This window comes from Halolamina litorea, assembly GCF_026616205.1.
In the GTDB taxonomy this organism is placed as follows: Archaea; Halobacteriota; Halobacteria; order Halobacteriales; family Haloferacaceae; genus Halolamina; species Halolamina litorea.
This window is the reverse complement of record NZ_JANHGR010000002.1, coordinates 61,279-79,264: the sequence shown is the minus strand read 5'-3', so window position 1 is coordinate 79,264 and position 17,986 is coordinate 61,279. Positions and strand designations below refer to the sequence as shown.

Here is a 17,986-nt window from a genome sequence, read left to right as displayed (position 1 = left end):
GGGTGTCGGCTGAAGGATATACGTACGTGGCCTGTGTCGAGGCGTGTATGTGCGGGTGGCGTGGGGGCTCCGGCCGCGGCGGAAACCCGCGGGTCGAGCCGTCTGGCCGGCGATCCACGCCACGAGTCGCCGTTTGCGGTCCACGGTCGGTCGGTGGTGAGCCATGAGTCGGGGACAGCGCGGCTTACTGGACCAGTTGGGTGACGCGACCAGTAGCGCCGGCAGCGAGGCGATGGCCGCGATCAGTAACCTCGGCGGCGGCGACGCCGGCGGCACCGTCGGCCGGCTGGTTTCGGCGGTCGCCGGCAGCCACGGCGGGTTCGCGCCGAAGGTCATCACCTCCGTCACCAAACACGGGATCGCCGGGATCGACCGGGTCGAGCCGCTGCCGGAGGTCGACCGGGGCTACCGGGCGGTCGCCGGCGACGCCAACGGGCTGGAGTCAATCCGGACCATCATCGAACTCGATCCGCGGGAGTACGACGTGACCGTCACCCGCGAGGAGGGTGCCGGGGTCGTTGAGTTCGTCCAACAGCCCAAACCCGAGCCCCAGCCGGCGATCGAACCCGCTCCGCCGGTCAAGCGCGACGGCGTCGCGGGGGGGACCGCGGCGTCCGTCGAGCCGGCCCCCCGAAGCTCGGGTGAGTCGGTCGAGCAAGCTCGCGAGGAGGCACGGAAGGCCCGCGCCGAAGCGGAAGCCGAGAAAGCCCGCGCAGAGGCAGAGACCGCCCGCGCCGAGGCCGAGGCGGCGAAAGCCCGGGCAGAAGCCGAACAGGCGCGGGCAGAGGGCGAGATCGAACGGGCACGGGGCGGCGGCCAGTCGCGGACCACGGAGCTCGACGGCGGGACCAGCGTTCCGGCGGCGTCGCCGAACGCGGCCGGCCCGGAGCACACCGACCCGTCGCCGACGATACCCGCAGCGGCCGGGCTTCCACCCGGTGCCGGCGGGACAGCCGATTGCGACGTCGAGGACCCCGACCGCTCGCTCGACGCAGGTGACGTGGATCCCGCGTTCGCCACAGGCCGAGTCACCGCGAGCGAGGCATCGACCGAGGAGCCGAGGGAGTCGCTCGGCGACGCGGGGCGCTGGTCGACGGCCGAGTCGACCGAACCGGTCGACGACAGCACGGACACCCAGCGGTTGGGTGTTTCGGGGGCCGCGGGCACGGCGAGCGTCGAGGACGACGGGAACGCGGTCGGGGACACGGCGGCTTCGACCGCCGACGCGGTGACGACGACCGTCGACGACGCCGACGGGACGCTCCGAACCGACCGCCCGCTTTCGACCCAGACCGTCGAGAGCGGCGAGACCGGCGAACCCACCGTCGTCGACGACACGTTCGGCTCGTTCGTCGCCGCCGAACCCGTTGACGGCGCGCCGGGAGACGACGGGAGCGCGCCGGCGAGTGAGGCGGCGACCACCGGCGGGATCGGGAACTGGGCCGGGACCGACGGCGAGAGCGACGACGCTCCGAGTGACGACGAGACTGCAGGGGAGACCGGGGGCTTCGAGTTCTGAGAGAAGGGAGAGAAAGGAGCGAAGGGAAACGCGGAGTAGCGAGCGGGCTTACTCGGCGTCGCCCGTCTCGACGGGGGCACCGACGAGGTTCCCCCACTCGGTCCACGAGCCGTCGTAGTTCACCGTCGCCTCGTAGCCGAGCAGTTCGTGGAGCGCGAACCACGCGATGGAGGAGCGCTCGCCGATCCGGCAGTAGGTGACGATGGACTCGTCGCCGTCGATCCCTTCGGCGCCGTAGAGCTCGCGGAGTTCGTCGGCGGACTTGAACGTCCCGTCGTCGTTGACCGTCGCGGCCCACGAGATGTTCCGCGCGCCGGGGATGTGGCCGCCGCGCTGGGCGGTCTCGTTGAGTCCCGGCGGCGCGAGCACCTCGCCGGAGAACTCCTCGGGTGAACGAACGTCGACGAGCGGGACGCCACGCTCGATCGCGTTCTCGACGTCCTCCCGGTAGGCTCGAACGTCCTCGAAGGGGCCGCGGGCCGTGTACTCCTGTTCGGGGAAGTCCGGTTCCTCGGTGGTGAGCGGGAAGTCGTTCTCGACCCAGTAGTCACGGCCGCCGTCGAGCAGGCGCACGTCGTCGTGGCCGTAGTAGTTGAACTGCCAGTAGGCGTACGCCGCGAACCAGTTCGAGTTGTCGCCGTAGAAGACGACCGTGGAGTCGTTTGCGATGCCGTGCCCGCCCAGCAACGACTCGAAGTCGCCCTTGCTGAGGATGTCGCGGGTGGTCTGGTCCTGTAGCTGGGTCTCCCAGCTGAACCCGATGGCGCCGGGGGCGTGGCCCTCGTCGTAGGCCTCGGTGTCGACGCTGACCTCGACCAGCCGGTAGTCGGGGTCGTCGCTCTGGAACTCGTCGAGGCGCTCCTCCACCCATTCGGGGGAGACGAGCGCGTCTGTCGCGTATTCGGAAGACATAGTCGCTCGACAATAGGTCCGGATCCTACTTAAGCGACCAGCCACCGGCGGCGCTCGCCGCGCTCTCGGACGCCCGCGTTCGGCGGCGACGCCGGCGGTTTCCGTGGGTTCGCGTGTGAGCATCCCCGAGGGCTAAGTCCGCGCGGGACTTGGGTCGGGGCATGGATCCGTTCGTCCCTGCGTCGTGGCTCGAACAGCACGACGGCGTTCGCGTCGTCGACGTCCGCGACCGGTGGGAGTACGACAGCATCGGCCACCTGCCGGGCGCGGTGAACGTCCCCTTCGAGAGCTTTCGCTCGGACGAGGGCGAGGCCGGGAAGCTCCCACCCCGCGGGGAGTGGGAGGACCTGCTCTCGGCGGCCGGGATCGACGCCGACGACGAGATCGTCGCCTACGACGACACACAGGGTGTGTTCGCCGCGCGGTTCGCCGTGACGGCGCTGCTGTTGGGCCACGACCCCGCGAAAGTCCACGTCCTCGACGGCGACTTCAGTTCGTGGCAGCGCGAGGGCGAGACGACCACCGACGCCATCGACGAGCGACGCTCGTCTGCCAATCGGACGCAGTCCGATGACGTCGACCCGAAGCCGGCCCACTACGTGAGCGACCCCGACGCCGAGACGCCGTTGGTCGACTTCGAGACGGTCAACGAGCTATTGCCGGCCGTCGAGGCCGGCGACGTGACGCTGGTGGACACGCGCGAGGACTGGGAGTTCGAGGAGGGGCACCTCCCCGGTGCGGTGCAGGTGGACTGGCGCGAACTGGTCGACGAGGAGTCACGCGGGCTGAAACCCGAGGCCGAACTGCGGGCGTTGCTCGAAGCGCGCGGGATCGTCCCCGGGAAGCGAGCCGTGCTCTACTGCAACACCGCCCGGCGGGTGAGCCACACGTACCTCGCGCTGCGGGAACTGGGCTACGAGGACGTCGGGCTGTACGAGGGGAGCCTGACCGAGTGGGAGGATCGCGGCGGGGAGATCGTTTCAGAGTAGCGCCGACGGCGTCGCGGGGGAGTAACTTACTCGATGCCGGCGTCGCGGTCCGAATCGACGGCCGTGTCGGGGTCGACCGGTTCGACGCCGGGGGCCGTCGACAGCAGTTCGACCGTCTCGACCAGTAGGCCGACCACCAGCGGCCCGAGGACGAACCCGATCGGGCCGATCGTGAGCACGCCGCCGACGAAGCCGACGAAGTAGAGCGTCGTGGGGAGTTCCCCTGCCACGGACGCCAACCGGGGCCGTAGCACCGCGTCGGGGAGGAAGCCGACCAGCACGAGCCCAACGACCAGCACCGTCGTCGCTCGCGGGGCGTTGCCGCCCACCAGATCGACGGCAGCCAACCCCACGATGACGATGCTCGGACCGACGACGGGGATGAACTGGAGCACGCCGGCGACGATGGCCAGCGTCAGCGCGGCCTCGTAGCCCAGCAGGAGGAACACGACGTAGGCGACGAGGGCGGTGGCAGCGGCCGTCGCGGCTTGGACGAGATAGATGCCCACGAGCGTCGCGTGGGTCCGCTCGTGGTAGGACTCCAGGGCATCGTGGAGGCTGTTCGGGACGATCCCGACGGCGATGGCCCGGATCGAACTCGGGCGCGCGAGGATGCCGTAGACGACGATGGCGAAGAGCATCCCCTTGAGCGAGAGCACCGTGGCCGCGCTCGCGATCGAGAGCGCGGCGTCCCGGAGGGTCGCCGCCGCGGCGCCGATCAGGGGGGTGGTTTCGAGGACGTACGAGAACTCCCCGACCTCGATCGGGATGGTGTCGGGGAGGGACCGGGCCACGTCGAGCAGCGTCGAACGGCGGCGGTAGAGGACGTACACCGTCGGAACCACCGCCGCGAGTATCCCGAACGCGGCGACGCCGGTGACCACGCCGGTCGCCACCCGGCGGGAGTAGCCACGGTCGAGCAGCCCCTGTCGGAAGGGGAACAGGGCGTACGCCACCGTGATGGCGAACACGACCGTGTAGATCACTTCCGCGAGGATGATCGCCGAAAGGACCGTCAGCGCCACCAGCGTGACCACGAGGATCCGCGTCGCCTCCGAGTCCCGTTCCATACCTCCTCCGGGTGGCGGACCGGGAAAACCGTTGTCCCGGTATCGGGTCGTTTATCTACCACCCGGTGAAACCACCGAGTAATGACGGACGATCGGATCGGACGGCGGCGGTTCATTCGGACGACCGGGGCGGCCGGGCTGGCGCTGCTCGCCGGCTGTTCGGCCGAACAGACGGGTTCGCCGACGAGCGGGCCCGAGCGCTCGGCCACCGACAGCACGGGGACGGTCACCGGCACGCCCGGCGGCCGCGACACGCTGGTCGTCGCGACGTACAGTTCGTTCATCGACGCGGTGAGCACCAGTCCGGGCGGCTGGATCAAGGAGAACTTCGAGGCGGAGTTCGACGCGGACCTGGTCTGGCAGACGCCGCCCAACGAGTTGAATCAGTACATCCAGCGGGCCAACGCGGGGGTCGATATCGACGCCGACGTGTTCGTCGGGCTGAACGTCGACGGGCTGATCCGTCTCGACGAGAACCTCGACGGCGATTCGCTGTTCGCCGAGGCCCCGAGCCTCGACGGGGCCGCGAACGTCAAGGACGGCCTCGGTTTCGACCCCCAGGGCCGGGCAGTTCCCTTCGACACCGGCTACATCAGTCTGGTCTGGAACGCCACCGCCGACGGCGGGGAGTTCACCGCACCGGAGACGTTCGACGGTCTGCTCGACGCCGAGTTCGAGGGGGACCTCCTCGCCCAGAACCCCGCCTCGTCGGCGACTGGTCGGGCGTTCCTGCTGCACTCGATCAAGGCCAAAGGGACGGACGGCTACCTCGACTACTGGAGCCAGTTGCAGGACAACGGCGTCCGTGTCCTCGACAGTTGGGACTCGGCTTACAGCGCCTACGGCACCGACGAGGCGCCGATGGTCGTCTCCTACTCGACCGATCAGGTGTACGCCAACCGCGCCGGACAGGACATGGATCGCCACCGGATCCGGTTCCTGAACGATCAGGGGTACGCCAACCCCGAGGGGATGGCCCAGTTCGCCGGCACCGACAGCCCCGACCTCGCCCGCTCGTTCATGGAGTTCATGCTGCGGCCGGAGGTACAGGGCCAGATCGCGGTCCGCAACGTCGCCTTCCCCGCGGTGACGAACGCCGAGTTCGGCGAGGAGAACGCCGAGTACGAGCAGTACGCGCAGGTCCCCCCGGAAGCGGTCAGCTTCACCTACGACGAACTCAAAGGCGACGTACAGGGCTGGATCGAGGACTGGAGCCGGCAGATCGCGGGCAACTGAGGTGCCGCGGTTTCGCCGCGTCAGTATCGGCCGGTGACGGCCGCCGGGGCCGGTAGCCGAACCGTTTTCTCCCGCAATCCCCGCCTTCGGGTATGGATCTCTCCGTCGTCGACCTCTCCCCGGTCCCCGAGGACGGCACCGCGACCGAGGCCTTCCAGAACACCGTTGAGGCCGCCCAACAGGCCGAGGAACTGGGCTTCGAACGATTCTGGGTCGCCGAACACCACGGGATGGCCTCCCGGCTGGCCGGCACAACCCCGGAGGTGCTGCTCGGCCACCTCGCCGCCGAGACCGAGTCGATCCGGCTGGGTTCGGGCGCGGTGCTGCTGAACCACTACAACCCCTTCAAGGTCGCCGAGCAGTTCGGCACCATCGACGCCCTCGCGCCGGGACGCGTCGACGCCGGTCTCGGGCGTGCGAACGGTTCGCCGGCGGTCGATCGCGCGCTCGGGACCAGCCGACGCGTCAAGAACCCCGACGAGGACCACCGCCAGAAGATCACCGCCGTCGTGAACCACCTCTACGACGACTTCCCCGAGGCCCACCAGTACGCCGACATCGAGATCCCCCGCTCGGGCGCCGACGAGCCCGTTCCGTGGGTGCTCGGCTCCAGCGCGTCGAGCGCGAAGATCGCCGGCCAACTGGGGCTGCGTTTCTGCTTCGCGGCGTTCATCCGTCCGAGCTTCGCGGTGCCGGCGTTCGAGGCCTACCGCGAGGCGTTCGAGCCCTCCTCGCTGGCTGGGGGGATCGACGAACCCGAGGGGATGGTCGCACTCAACGCCGTCGCCGCCGAGACCGACGAGGAGGCAGCGCGGCTGCGTGCGGTCGCCGAGGCGTCGTTCAAACGGCTCCAGCGCGGCGACGTCGGGTCGACGCCGACCGTCGAGGAAGCGATCGACGAACTCGGCGGGGTGCCCGAGCCGACGCCGGCGACGCTCGATGCGGACGAGTGGCCCCGTGCCATCTCCGGCAGCCCGGAGACGCTCGCGGGACTGTTCGAGCAGTTGGCCGACCGGGTGGGCGTCGACGAGATGATGGTCCAACACGTCGTCCCGGACCACGACGCCGCGCTCCGCTCCCACGAACTGATCGCGGAGGGCGTCGGGATCGAACCGCGCGGCGACTGAACGGTGACTCACCGCCCACGGCGTCGGTACAGCTAACTCCGACCGGTCGGAGGGAGTACCCATGAGCGACGAGCCGATCCTCTCGACCGAGCAGAAGACGACGTTCCTGTTCGTGTTCCTCGGCGTCCTCGGCTGGTACGCCGCCGCACAGGTGGACGCCGGACGAGTCGCCCAGTTCGCGCTGCTGATCGGCCTCGGCGTGGTGGTCCCGACGCTGCTCAACGAACGGCGGCGTCGGGGAGACGCGGAGTAGCGCGCGGTCGGGGAGCCGTGCTCAGGGCGCGACGCCGACGGTGAGCAGCGTCCCCCACGTCCGGTAGCGCTCGACCATCGCCCCGCGGTCGGCGAACCCCTCGTGGGGGAACGCAGACGCCTCGGGGATCTCGATCTCGCGGTCCGGGACGGTGTCCTGTTCGGCGACGTGGAGGCCGGCCTCGCGGAACGCCTCGCGGTACTGCTCGCGGTTCCAGCGGGTCATCTCCACCTCGATGTTCGCCTGCCAGTCGTGGGAGGCGACGTTCTCCTCGTAGTAGTTGACCGCACAGTAGAACGTCCCGCCGGGTCGGAGGATTCGGCGGATCTCCGAGAGCACGCGGTCTGGATCGTTCGCGTAGTAGAACGCCTCCATCGAGAAGACGTGATCCACCGAGTCGTCGGCGAAGGGGAGGTGATCGAAGTCGCCGACGAGGAAGCCCACGGCGTCGTCGTCGGTGTAGCCCGCGGCCTTCCGAGCCATCTCGGGGGAGCCGTCAAGGCCGTAGCCGGCGTCGATGCCGCGCTCGCGCAGCGCCCGCAGCGCGTAGCCGCTACCGGTGCCCAGATCGAGTACGGTGTCGCCGTCCTCGACGGGTATCCGCGCGAGGATCGGCCGTGCGGTGTGCCAGTGACGCTCTTCCATCCCCTGTTCCCGGCCCTCGGCCGCCCACGCGTCGAACTCCTCACGAACGCTCATGGCCGGGGTTCGGTCGTGACCGGCAAAAACCGGTTCGGCTTCCCGTCGAGCGGGGTGTCCTTGCCGCGAGTTTGAAGTCACCGCCGGCGTACAAGCGTCTATGGAGTACGACCTCGCCATCGACGGCGCACCCGAAACCGTCCCGAGCGGGACCGCGTTGTTGTTGTTACACCCGAGTATCGGGGAGACGGACCGCGTGGACACCGACTTCCTCAGCGCCGACACCGACCGCTTCCTCGTGATCTCCACGCGGACGACGGCCCGCGAGGTCGAACAGAAACTCGACTACTACGAGGTTGACGAGCAAAAGGCGGTGATCCTCGACACGCTCTCGGTCGAACGGGGCTACTCGCGGCGCTCGGCCCCACACATCCACTACGCGGCCGGGCCCGACGACGTGGAGGGAATCGTCGAACAGGTCGAGTCGTTCCTCGAGGACTCCGAGGGGCGCCGCCGAATCACCCTCGACTCCCTCAGTGAACTCGCCTACTACGGCGACGAGGACGCCGCGCTCGAAGCCGCCGAACGGTTGATCGAACTGGTCGCCGAACACGACGCCGTCTGTATGTTCCACCTCTCCAGTGAGGTCCACGACGACGAGACCGTCGAGGCGTTCGCCGCCCTGTTCGACGCGACGGTTCGACTCGACGACGACGGAACCGTGAGCTACGAACCCCACGAGTGAGCGCGGACTCGGCGACGAAGCGTTCCGGCCCGTGACCGCGCGTTCCGAGCCGACTCCACCCGAAACACGGGGCGGGCGCGGTGCAACCGAATCGGTCGCTGCAGTGGAAAGGGATCGTCCACTCGAAGCAGTCGGTCGAGTCGAAACGCTTCGTGCAGTCGAAACGGACCGTTACTCCGCAAGTGCGGCCATCGTCTTCTCGGCCCACTGAACCGCGTACGCCGAGCCGTGGTCCCGGTAGGCGAGCGTATCGAGGGCCGCGAACGGCGCCGGGATGTCGAGGCCGTGTTTGACCGCCGAACAGGCCAACTCCGTCGCCGCCGGGAACTCCGTCTCGCCGCGAGCGACTTCGCCGGGCAGGCCGTCGACGCGGCCGACGAGCCGGTCGCCGGCGTCCTCCCAGGCCGCGTGGAGTTCCTCGTGCTCGCCCGCCCACGCGCGGAACCGCTCGCGGGTGTGGAGGCCGACCCACGCGTCGAACAGTGCGCGTGCGACCTGGTAGGTGGCGGGGCCACCGAGTCCGAGCGCGTCGTCGAGGGCGGCGTACTGTTCGCCGAAAAAGGGGAGGAAGCTCTCGGGGAGACTCTCGTCGATCTCGACGAGCGCCTCCGCGAGCAGGAACGAGCGGAACGGCTCGGGAGTCGTCTCCGCTCGGGCTTTCACCAGCACCGTCGCCGGTTCGGTCTGGTGGGTTCGGACGACCGTCCCGTCACCCGGCAAGCCGATGGTGAACTGCGACCCGGCGTAGGCCGTCAGTTGGGCGGGCGCGTTCTCGGGGAGCCACGACTCGGGGTACGATGCGGGGTCGAGTGCGTCGACCAGCAGGCCGAGTTCCTCGGCGACTGCCGGCGGGAGCGTCTCGAAGTCCCGCTCCACGTCGAGAACGAGTACGTCCGGCGTGATCTCACAGTGCAGTCGCTGGACCGGCGAGGAGAGCGTCCGCTGGCTGAACATCAGGCCGAGAGGACGATCTGGAACACCAGGGCGATCGCGAGAAGCGCCGAGAGGCCGACTGTGCTAGTCACGATCTTCGTCGCCGTGCTCATACCCCCGACTGCGACCGGGGCGCTGTTAACAGTTGCTGTCAGGCGTCGGCGTGTTCGTGGTCGAGGAAAAACGGCGGGTCGCTCAGCTATCGTCGTCGATCCCGTAGCTGTCGGCCATCTCGATCACGTACCGGCCGTCCTCCTGCAAGGAGATGATGTACTCCTTGCGGTCGTACAGCTCCATGAGGTTGAGTTCGTACTGCCCGGGCGCGGTGATCTTGATGCTCTCGAACTGGTCGTTGAGCTCCTCACGCAGCGCCGCGAGGTCGGTGTCGTCGTCGGTCACCGGCTCGGCAGGCTCGCCGGTTGCGCCGCCGACGGGCTGTTTCTCGACGGGTTCGCCGTCGTCGGGTCCGACGGCGCCCGAGATGTCGAACGCTTCGCTCTCCTCACTGGCCGGCGGGTCGGTCGGCGGGCCCTGTGGGGTGCCCCGCGCTTGTCCCGCCACCTCGTCGAGACGCTCCTCGGCGGCCTCCTCCATCTTGCGACGGGCCTCGTCGATCTCGTCGAAGCTGGCCGAAGAGGATCGAGCGTCGCTCTGGGCGCTGTTCTCCTCGCCCACCTCGTCGTCGATCTGGGCGTCCTCGAACTCGTCGTCGAACTCGACGGGAACCGAGTCGTCGGCGGCGCGGTCGGTACCGGCGCCCGCGTCGGCGACGCTCGCGGGGTCGTCGTCCTGTATGAGTTCGGACAGCTCCCGCTCTGTGTCCGCGGTGGCCGCGTCGTCGGCGTCGACGGCCGGCGCGGGGTCGGCCGTCGGTGTCTGGTCGGCAGGTTCTGCGGGGTCGGCCGTCGAGTCGGCGGCGTCCGCCGCCGAGGCCTTGCCGGCGGGCTGGAACTGGAACTTGTTCCCGCCACAGTCCGGACAGCCCGAGAGCATCTGCTTCGAGCCGTTCTCGAACGTCCGACCGCAGTTGGTGCACTCGTGAGGCACGGGCTACTTGCGCGAGACCAGCGCGCTGATGAGGTTCTCGTCTTTGTGCAGCGTCTCGATCTGGTTTGCCGGCCCGATCACGGTCAGCTTCTGGGTGGTCTCGTTGCCCATCAGCCGGTCGAACAGCCCCGGCTCCTTGGAACTGGACTTGGGGTAGGTCTCGATCTCGATCCCGCTGAACTCGTCGGGGCTGATCTCGGTCATGGTGACCTCGATCAGTTTCGACTCCTCGTCGGGGCTTAGACCCTCCTCGAGGATCACGATGTTGCCGTCCCTGACCCCGTCGAGGATCAGCCGGATCTTCTCCATGCTCGTCAGCCCGTCCATGCGGGCGCCACTGATCATGTCGACCCGGACGCCGTCGTCGAGGCCGTCCTCTTCGGGGGGCGTGCCGTCGCCGTCGCCGCTCGTTGCTTCGGCCATGATCAGGCGAAGTACTCCGCGATGTTCTCGTAAACCTCGTCCATGTTCTGTCCCTCGAGTGCGGAGAGCGGGATCGTCTCGTGCTGCGGGAACGCGTTCGCGATCCGCTGGATGTCGGACTCCTCCTTGTCGATCTTGTTGGCGAGGATCAGCACGGGGAGCTCCTGGCTCTCGATGATGCCGATCAGCATCGTGTTGACCTGCGTGAAGGGGTCCTCGGTGCTGTCGAGCACGTAGATGACGCCGTCGACGTCCTCGCGGAGCCAGTGCATCGCCTCCGCGACGCCCTCGGTGGCCTCGCGGGAGCGGCGCACGGCGTCCTCCTTCTCCATGTCGTGTTCGAGGAACTCCTCGTAGTCGACCTTCGTCGTCACCCCGGGGGTGTCGACGATGTCGATGGTGACCTCCTTGCCGCTGCGCTCGATAGTCACCCCCTCCTTGCGTCGTGCGCGGCGTGTCTCGTGCGGGATGTGACTCTCCGGGCCCACCGCGTCGCCGGTCCAGTCGCGGGCGATGCGGTTCGCCAACGTCGTCTTCCCGGCGTTGGGCGGGCCGTAGATCCCGATGCGTTTCGGCTCCTCTGAGGCAAACAGGCCGTCGGTGACCCGCGTAATGCTGTCTTTCAGACTCGTGAGCAGACCCATCCTTTTCTCCTGCCCCCCACAACGTGGAGGGCCGTTGTCCCCAGTACCGCCGGCAACCCACTTAAGAATGGCGTCGACCGGGGTCGAGCGGACGGATATCGGTTTTCCCGTGCGTGGGTCGCCGGGCGACGCTGACCCATCACCGCCGCGGCGCCGACCGCCACGTCGAACCTCGACGTGAAACGGAGGGGTCGAACGCCCAGACGTGCTACCAAAGCGCAGAGATCTGCGGGGGTTTCCAGTCGAAACGGAGGCCTGTTTCGCGAATCCGGAGCGCGTTTCGACACGAATCAGGGCGGAGCGACACTGCACCCGAAACGATCCGGAGGTTCGGGGAGACACTCGACGGGAAACAACCCCCACCCCCTCGTTTCCTGTGGAACACGCATCTGCTGGAGGGGTGGGGTCGCGAGCAGCTGCCGAATAGCGATAACTCACCAACACTTCCACCACGAAACGAAGAACGGCTAAGGCAGTACGGACTAATCTATCGTGCGGTGTAGTAAAACCATCGACTGACAGACGGCATTTTCTGCCGCATCCCTCTCCCCACCCCCACCATCAGCCCCGTTCCACCCGAAACGAGGGGGTGGGGGGGTCGTCGGCATCGACGGGAAACAATGGGGGGTGGTCCCCCGATCCCGCCGTCCCTCGATGAACGGGCTTCGCTTCCCGTCCGTCGCAGCTCGCTCCCACGGAGTAGATCGACCAACACCTATCGGCCGTACACCCGCCTCGATCGTGGACGGTCGCGCACTCCGCGAACAGGGCTGCACTCGAACACCCGGACTGTGGCCGACCACCGACACCCAACACCGGCGGCTGTAGCCGACTGCTGCCACCTCACCACCGGGCTGTAGCCGACCATTGACACCTCAGACCGGAAAATTTCGCGCGCTTTCGGTCGCCAGTGGGTCGGACCCCGGCGTTTCACCTCCATATACCCACAGACGCGAAACGACCCCCTTCCGCTTCACCTCCAACCGACGGGCCATCCCTGAGTTCGTTGTGCACTCGAAACGGAGGGGTTGGGGGGTCACCGCGGGACGCTGGATCACGAGCGAGCGTCTCAGCACGCTAAGGAACGGCGTGATGGCCCAACGGCGCCGGCTCCGTCGGATGTGGCAGTATCCGGCAGCCGTGAGCGACGGCGAGTGGCCGGGTTACCGGCGCCGCCGCTCCGACGGGACGGGCCGACAGGGACAGGCTTTTGGTACCCCTATTCATTTGGTTCGACTGCATCAACTGGACGACGCTGCGAGACTCCCGGCCACGTATCGAGTCTCATAGGCCCTTTCGCGTCGAATATGGGGGTCTCGCACGGCGTCTTCCACCTGAAACGTAGGGGTACACAAATGGACGAAACCGACGACACGAACCGGGAGGAGGGAGCGGACGACGAGAACGAGGGGTGGCCGACCGCGGACGACGACGCCTTCGACGCCGACGAGGCCACGCCGGATCCGGACGCCCCCGAGACCGACACCTCGGACGAACCGTCCGGGACGGTTCCCGACGTGGAGTCCGACCTCTCGGGAGACGCCGACGCCACCGGTTCGGTCGCCGGGAGCGACACCGTCGACACCTCCGTCAACCTCGACACCGGCGGCGTCGACATCGACCGGATGCTCGAGGACGACGACGACAGCCAGGGGCTGTTCGACGACCTGATGGCCGGCGAGCCGATCTTCCGCAACAAGGAGGTCCTGCGCCCGTCCTACACGCCCCACGAGCTCCCCCACCGGACCGACCAGATCAACCAGATGGCGACGATCCTCGTCTCCGCGCTGCGCGGTGACACCCCGTCGAACATCCTGATCTACGGCAAGACCGGGACCGGGAAGACCGCGAGCGCGAAGTTCGTGAGCCAGGAGTTGGAGTCCACCTCCCAGAAGTACGACGTCCCCTGCGAGGTCGAGTACATCAACTGCGAGATCACCGACACGCAGTACCGCGTCCTCGCGCAGTTGGCGAACAAGTTCATCGAGAAGAACCGCGAAATCGTCGCCGGCAGGCTCGAAGACCTTCGGGACCTCCGCTCGGAAGCCACCGAGGCGGGCACCGCCACTCTCGCCGACACCGAGTACGACGACGTTTCGGCCGTCGACGACCGGATCGCCGACCTCGAAACCGACCGCGAGGAGATGGAGGAGGTCCCCATGACCGGGTGGCCCACCGACCGGGTCTACTCCAAGTTCTTCGACGCCATCGACTACCACGAGCGCGTGGTCGTCATCATGCTCGACGAGATCGACAAACTCGTCGAGAAGTCCGGCGACGACACGCTCTACAACCTCTCGCGGATGAACTCGGAGTTGGAGAACTCCCGCATCTCGATCATGGGGATCTCGAACGACCTGAAGTTCACCGACTTCCTCGACCCCCGCGTCAAGTCGAGCCTGGGCGAGGAGGAGATCGTCTTCCCGCCCTACGACGCCAATCAGCTCCGGGACATCCTCCAGCACCGCTCGGACGTGGCGTTCAAGGACGACGCACTTACCGACGACGTGATCCCGCTGTGTGCGGCCTTCGCCGCGCAGGAACACGGTGACGCCCGGCGCGCGCTGGACCTGCTCCGGACCGCCGGCGAACTCGCCGAGCGGAGTCAGGCAGAGACCGTCGAGGAACAGCACGTCCGGCAGGCACAGGACAAGATCGAACTCGACCGCGTCGTCGAGGTCGTTCGCACCCTCCCGACTCAGAGCAAGATCGTCCTGTTCGCGACCATCCTGCTGGAGAAAAACGGCGTCCACAACATCAACACCGGCGAGGTGTTCAACATCTACAAGCGCCTCTGTGAGGAGATCGACGCCGACGTCCTTACCCAGCGCCGTGTCACCGACCTCATCAGCGAACTCGACATGCTGGGCATCGTCAACGCCGTCGTCGTCTCGAAGGGTCGTTACGGCCGCACGAAGGAGATATCGCTGTCGGTCCCGATCGAGGAGACCGAACACGTCCTGCTGTCGGACTCACGGCTCGGCGACATCGAGAACGCCCAACCGTTCGTGCAGGCTCGATTCGACAACTGACCGCGCCGCTTCTCGTGACCGCGCCGCTTCTCGTCGTTTGACGCTCGTTTCCACTCGAAGCGATAGCCCTCAGGCCGTCGCCGTCGGGGCCGTCGACGCTGGCGTCGGCCCCTGAGCCGACACGCTGGGCGACGCCATCGACGCCACGGCTCCACCGGAAACGGTGACGTCTCCGGTCGAACTCGTGCTGACGTTGCCGGTCGGATCGGTCACCATCTCCACCGGACCCGGCGTCGCCGCGTCGTCGGCCGTCGTCGCCGACGTTATCCCGGTGTCGGCGACCATCGCGCCGGAGACGCCGAGGCGGACCCAGCCGAGGTAGGGGATGCGGACCCGCGCGGTCCCGATCACCCACTCCGGCTTGACCGGGGCGCGGATGTCGCCGGTCTGGTCGTAGTAGTTGTTGTTGTCGCCTTTCGTGATGAACCCCGCGTGGGGCGCCGGACAGTTGTCCATCTGGTCGCAGTTGTCGGCGCCCTGCACCCACGCCTCGTTGGCGCGGTCGTACCAGTTTTCGCCCTCGTCGACCCAGAAGCGTGCGCGGTGGATGATCGGCGGTCGGAACTCGCTGCTGCTCTCGTAGATCACCACCGTCCCGTAGTCGTTGAACGTCTTGTAGCCGACTTCCTGCCCGGTTTCGTACGTGACGACGCCCGTATCGCCGCGCGCGGCGTCGGGCGCGAACCGGCCGGGTTCGGTGACGAAGATCAGGTCACCCTTCTGCATGTTGGGGTCCATGCTGCTGCTCTCGACGGCGACCATCGGCGGCCAGACGCCGCTGATCGCGAAGAGGAGGACGCCCACCGCCGCCACCGTCGCGATGCTGGTCAGCATCTCGCGGGCGAACATCAGCGGGCCGGTCTCGTCGTTGAGGAACCGGTAGAACAGCCCCTCGTCCTCGTCGTCAGTGGACGGCTCCGGCCGGGGACCATCGCCTGCGCTCATCTGTACGGGCTTTCTCGGGGCGCGTGCATAGTCCTTCTGTCTGTCCCCCCGACGCCCGCTCCCGCCGGGATCAGCGAGCCATCGCCACACCGCGTCGCCGTCGTCGACCCCCACGCCCTGACCGCAATCGACACCCTTTCGGTCCGAAGGGCCGCGCGTCACACCATGGCACGAATCGAGGCCGCCGACTTCCACGACATCGCCAAGCCCGGCGAGGCCCGGCTCTCGCCCGACGGCGAGCAGGTCGCCTTCGTCCGGCAGATCCCGGACGACGACGAGAGCTACGAGTCCACCATCCACCTCGTCCCCAGCGACGGCAGCGAGGAGCCCCGCCAGTTCACCGTCTCCGAGGGCGCCGACAGCCAGCCCCGCTGGTCCCCCTCCGGCGACCGCCTCGCGTTCGTCTCGAACCGCGGCAAGGACGACGACCGCCCACAGCTCTGGATCATCCCCGTGAGCGGCGGCGAAGCCCGCCCCGTCACCGAAGTCCCGGCCGGCGTCGGCGCCATCTCGTGGTCGCCCGACGGCAACCGGATCGCGTTCGTCCAGTCGACGACCGAGGCGGAACGCGAGGAGGGCCTCGACGTGGACATCTCCGAGGAGGAGGAGTACGAGCGCGAGACGCCCGACCCGCGGGTCATCGACCGGACCGTCTACCGCTCGGCCCAGCAGTACTTCGACGGCACCCGCGCACACGTCTACGTCGCCCACGTCGGTGACGGCGTCATCGACGCCGAGGACGTCACCGTCGAGCGCCTCACCAGCGGCGACGTCGACTTCGGCTCCCCCGAGTGGGGCGACGCCTCGACGCTCTACTACACCGCACAGGACGTCGGCGAGGACCCAGACGACTCCAACCGCTACTCCATCTACCGCTACGACACCGACGCCGCCGAGGCCGAGAAGGTCCACGAGTCGAGCGGCTGGGGCGCCGGCATCGCCGCCAACGGCGAGGGCGACCTGGCGTTCCTCTACAGCGAGGAGGAGCAGATCAGCATCCAGCCGACCGAACTCAAGGTGCTCGAGGCCGCCAGCGGCGAGGTCGCGTGGATCACCGAGGACCTCGACCGCGGGCTGGGCTACGAGGCCGCCCCGCAGTGGGGCCCCGAGGGCGAGCGCGTCTACTTCTCGACCCCCGACGAGGGCAAGACCAGCCTCTGGACGGCACCCGGCGACGCCAGCGAGGCGCCGAGCCGCGTGGTCCGTCCCGGCGCGATCAGTACCGCCCACGTCGGCGAGGAGCACGTCGCCTTCGCCATGAGCGAGTGGGACCACCCGGGTGACGTGTTCGTCTGTGCGCGCGAGCACGCCGCCGAACCCGGCCTCGACGGCGGCAGCGGTGTCGAGCGCGAGGACTGCCGCCGCCTCTCGGAACTCAACGGGACCTACCTCGGCGGCGTCGACGTACAGGAACCCGAGGAGCTCCACTTCGAGTCCGAACAGGGCGAGGTCCACGGCTGGACGATCACTCCCGAAGGCTTCAACGAGGACGGCACCTACCCGCTGGCCGTCGAGGTCCACGGCGGCCCCCACGCGATGTGGACCACCGCCGGCACGATGTGGCACGAGTTCCAGACGCTCGCGGCGCGTGGTTACGTCGTCTTCTGGTCGAACCCCCGCGGTTCGACCGGCTACGGGACGGACTACATGCAGGCCATCGAGCGCGACTGGGGCGACGTGACGCTGACCGACGTCATGGCTGGCGTCGACCTCCTGACCGACCGCGACTACGTCGACGAGGACGACGTGCACCTCACCGGCGGCTCCTTCGGCGGCTTCATGACCTCGTGGGCGGTCGGCCAGTCGGACTTCTTCACCTCCGCGGTCTCCCAGCGGGGCGTCTACGACCTCACGAGCTTCTACGGCTCGACCGACGGCGCCTACAGCCTCGTCGAGGGCGACTTCGACACGACGCCGTGGGAGGAACCGGAGTTCCTCTGGGAGCAGTCCCCGGCGGGCCACGCCCACAAGGTGGAGACGCCGACGCTGGTGATCCACTCCGACGACGACTACCGGACCCCGGCCTGCACGGCCGAACTCTGGTACCGGATGGTCCGCAAGCAGGGCACCGACACGCGGTTCGTGCGCTACCCGCGCGAGGGCCACGAGCTCTCCCGCTCGGGCGAGCCGGGCCACATCGTCGACCGCATCGAGCGTATCGCCCGGTGGTTCGACGGCTACAGCGAGTATCAGGACGCCGAGCGGGCCCTCGACCGCGACCGAAACGACGGCCTCACCGCGGGCGAGGACGAGAACGGCGACGACGAGAACGAGGAGTAAGCCGCCCGCGGCGAGCGTCGACGGTTCCGTCCCGTCGGCCCCGAGCGTGACGCCGTGACTGTGTCCGGCTCCCCACGGCTACCGAGCCGTCCGGGGGCCTTTTTCGCGTGGTCGTCAGACAGGCTCCCCTCGGCGGGTCTCGAAGCGAAGCGAGGGGGTTCAACGCTTGGCAATTAGTAGCATAGTTGAACG

Annotated in this window: 17 protein-coding genes; 8 read left to right on the top strand and 9 right to left on the bottom strand. The window is 68.2% G+C overall.

The features are described from left to right. Positions 1–163 precede the first annotated feature (163 nt). The gene (locus NO998_RS11280) at positions 164–1,519 is read left to right on the top strand and encodes a hypothetical protein (RefSeq protein ID WP_267647297.1); all 1,356 of its coding nucleotides are present in this window, start codon (positions 164–166) and stop codon (positions 1,517–1,519) included. Positions 1,520–1,567: 48 nt separating this feature from the next. Here the strand turns inward: NO998_RS11280 and NO998_RS11275 are convergent, their stop codons facing one another. Beyond that, positions 1,568–2,431 carry a sulfurtransferase gene (locus NO998_RS11275; RefSeq protein ID WP_267647296.1) on the bottom strand — a complete coding sequence of 288 codons (864 nt, stop codon included), beginning with the start codon at positions 2,429–2,431 and terminating at the stop codon, positions 1,568–1,570. 161 nt (positions 2,432–2,592) lie between these two features. Here NO998_RS11275 and NO998_RS11270 point away from each other — a divergent pair, with 161 nt between their 5' ends. Further along, positions 2,593–3,420 (top strand): sulfurtransferase, encoded by an 828-nt coding sequence (locus tag NO998_RS11270; RefSeq protein ID WP_267647295.1) that lies wholly within the window; start codon positions 2,593–2,595, stop codon positions 3,418–3,420. 26 nt (positions 3,421–3,446) lie between these two features. Here the strand turns inward: NO998_RS11270 and NO998_RS11265 are convergent, their stop codons facing one another. Further along, complete coding sequence (locus tag NO998_RS11265; protein ID WP_267647293.1) at positions 3,447–4,490, bottom strand: AI-2E family transporter; 1,044 nt, start codon at positions 4,488–4,490, stop codon at positions 3,447–3,449. Positions 4,491–4,586: 96 nt separating this feature from the next. Between NO998_RS11265 and NO998_RS11260 the strand changes: the two genes are divergently transcribed. From NO998_RS11260 to NO998_RS11250, 3 genes are all read left to right on the top strand, one after another. Beyond that, on the top strand, positions 4,587–5,726 hold the full coding sequence (locus tag NO998_RS11260) for a thiamine ABC transporter substrate-binding protein (protein WP_267647958.1): 1,140 nt from the start codon (positions 4,587–4,589) through the stop codon (positions 5,724–5,726). Positions 5,727–5,818: 92 nt separating this feature from the next. Continuing rightward, on the top strand, positions 5,819–6,853 hold the full coding sequence (locus NO998_RS11255; protein WP_267647292.1) for an LLM class flavin-dependent oxidoreductase: 1,035 nt from the start codon (positions 5,819–5,821) through the stop codon (positions 6,851–6,853). A gap of 61 nt (positions 6,854–6,914) precedes the next feature. Further along, complete coding sequence (locus NO998_RS11250) at positions 6,915–7,106, top strand: DUF7987 family protein (protein ID WP_267647291.1); 192 nt, start codon at positions 6,915–6,917, stop codon at positions 7,104–7,106. Positions 7,107–7,127: 21 nt separating this feature from the next. Here NO998_RS11250 and NO998_RS11245 read toward each other — a convergent pair whose 3' ends face one another. Continuing rightward, positions 7,128–7,805, bottom strand: a complete 678-nt coding sequence (locus tag NO998_RS11245; protein ID WP_267647290.1) for a class I SAM-dependent methyltransferase — start codon at positions 7,803–7,805, stop codon at positions 7,128–7,130. A gap of 100 nt (positions 7,806–7,905) precedes the next feature. Between NO998_RS11245 and NO998_RS11240 the strand changes: the two genes are divergently transcribed. Beyond that, entirely contained in the window at positions 7,906–8,490 is a 585-nt protein-coding gene (locus NO998_RS11240) for a DUF7090 family protein (protein ID WP_267647288.1), read from the top strand. A gap of 171 nt (positions 8,491–8,661) precedes the next feature. Here NO998_RS11240 and NO998_RS11235 read toward each other — a convergent pair whose 3' ends face one another. The 5 genes from NO998_RS11235 to NO998_RS11220 all read right to left on the bottom strand — a co-directional run bounded on the left by NO998_RS11235 (position 8,662) and on the right by NO998_RS11220 (position 11,537). Beyond that, positions 8,662–9,444 carry a DUF7089 family protein gene (locus NO998_RS11235; RefSeq protein ID WP_267647287.1) on the bottom strand — a complete coding sequence of 261 codons (783 nt, stop codon included), beginning with the start codon at positions 9,442–9,444 and terminating at the stop codon, positions 8,662–8,664. Beyond that, positions 9,444–9,536 carry a hypothetical protein gene (locus tag NO998_RS15850; RefSeq protein ID WP_425601457.1) on the bottom strand — a complete coding sequence of 31 codons (93 nt, stop codon included), beginning with the start codon at positions 9,534–9,536 and terminating at the stop codon, positions 9,444–9,446. The genes NO998_RS11235 and NO998_RS15850 overlap by 1 nt, the downstream gene beginning before the upstream one ends. An 82-nt stretch (positions 9,537–9,618) precedes the next feature. Beyond that, positions 9,619–10,470, bottom strand: a complete 852-nt coding sequence (locus NO998_RS11230; RefSeq protein ID WP_267647286.1) for an OapC/ArvC family zinc-ribbon domain-containing protein — start codon at positions 10,468–10,470, stop codon at positions 9,619–9,621. Between the two features lie 3 nt (positions 10,471–10,473). After that, positions 10,474–10,893, bottom strand: coding sequence for a DUF2073 domain-containing protein (locus NO998_RS11225; RefSeq protein ID WP_267647285.1), 420 nt, complete (start codon positions 10,891–10,893; stop codon positions 10,474–10,476). A gap of 2 nt (positions 10,894–10,895) precedes the next feature. After that, positions 10,896–11,537, bottom strand: coding sequence for an Era-like GTP-binding protein (locus NO998_RS11220; RefSeq protein ID WP_267647284.1), 642 nt, complete (start codon positions 11,535–11,537; stop codon positions 10,896–10,898). Between the two features lie 1,355 nt (positions 11,538–12,892). Here NO998_RS11220 and NO998_RS11215 point away from each other — a divergent pair. Beyond that, positions 12,893–14,569, top strand: a complete 1,677-nt coding sequence (locus tag NO998_RS11215) for a Cdc6/Cdc18 family protein (protein WP_267647283.1) — start codon at positions 12,893–12,895, stop codon at positions 14,567–14,569. Between the two features lie 69 nt (positions 14,570–14,638). On the opposite strand, the gene NO998_RS11210 is transcribed toward NO998_RS11215, so the two are convergent. Continuing rightward, positions 14,639–15,514 carry a S26 family signal peptidase gene (locus NO998_RS11210; RefSeq protein ID WP_267647282.1) on the bottom strand — a complete coding sequence of 292 codons (876 nt, stop codon included), beginning with the start codon at positions 15,512–15,514 and terminating at the stop codon, positions 14,639–14,641. 165 nt (positions 15,515–15,679) lie between these two features. Here NO998_RS11210 and NO998_RS11205 point away from each other — a divergent pair, with 165 nt between their 5' ends. Next, positions 15,680–17,794: a S9 family peptidase gene (locus tag NO998_RS11205; protein ID WP_267647281.1), complete on the top strand. Its 2,115-nt coding sequence runs from the start codon at positions 15,680–15,682 to the stop codon at positions 17,792–17,794. The last annotated feature ends 192 nt before the right edge of the window (positions 17,795–17,986 follow it).

Coding starts and splice junctions, on each gene's coding strand:
- NO998_RS15850 (WP_425601457.1), bottom strand. CDS start 9,536: ATGAGCACGGCGACGAAGATCGTGACTAGCACAGTCGGCCTCTCGGCG.
- NO998_RS11240 (WP_267647288.1), top strand. CDS start 7,906: ATGGAGTACGACCTCGCCATCGACGGCGCACCCGAAACCGTCCCGAGC.
- NO998_RS11235 (WP_267647287.1), bottom strand. CDS start 9,444: ATGTTCAGCCAGCGGACGCTCTCCTCGCCGGTCCAGCGACTGCACTGT.
- NO998_RS11250 (WP_267647291.1), top strand. CDS start 6,915: ATGAGCGACGAGCCGATCCTCTCGACCGAGCAGAAGACGACGTTCCTG.
- NO998_RS11225 (WP_267647285.1), bottom strand. CDS start 10,893: ATGGCCGAAGCAACGAGCGGCGACGGCGACGGCACGCCCCCCGAAGAG.
- NO998_RS11270 (WP_267647295.1), top strand. CDS start 2,593: ATGGATCCGTTCGTCCCTGCGTCGTGGCTCGAACAGCACGACGGCGTT.
- NO998_RS11215 (WP_267647283.1), top strand. CDS start 12,893: ATGGACGAAACCGACGACACGAACCGGGAGGAGGGAGCGGACGACGAG.
- NO998_RS11205 (WP_267647281.1), top strand. CDS start 15,680: ATGGCACGAATCGAGGCCGCCGACTTCCACGACATCGCCAAGCCCGGC.
- NO998_RS11255 (WP_267647292.1), top strand. CDS start 5,819: ATGGATCTCTCCGTCGTCGACCTCTCCCCGGTCCCCGAGGACGGCACC.
- NO998_RS11265 (WP_267647293.1), bottom strand. CDS start 4,490: ATGGAACGGGACTCGGAGGCGACGCGGATCCTCGTGGTCACGCTGGTG.
- NO998_RS11220 (WP_267647284.1), bottom strand. CDS start 11,537: ATGGGTCTGCTCACGAGTCTGAAAGACAGCATTACGCGGGTCACCGAC.
- NO998_RS11210 (WP_267647282.1), bottom strand. CDS start 15,514: ATGAGCGCAGGCGATGGTCCCCGGCCGGAGCCGTCCACTGACGACGAG.
- NO998_RS11280 (WP_267647297.1), top strand. CDS start 164: ATGAGTCGGGGACAGCGCGGCTTACTGGACCAGTTGGGTGACGCGACC.
- NO998_RS11275 (WP_267647296.1), bottom strand. CDS start 2,431: ATGTCTTCCGAATACGCGACAGACGCGCTCGTCTCCCCCGAATGGGTG.
- NO998_RS11245 (WP_267647290.1), bottom strand. CDS start 7,805: ATGAGCGTTCGTGAGGAGTTCGACGCGTGGGCGGCCGAGGGCCGGGAA.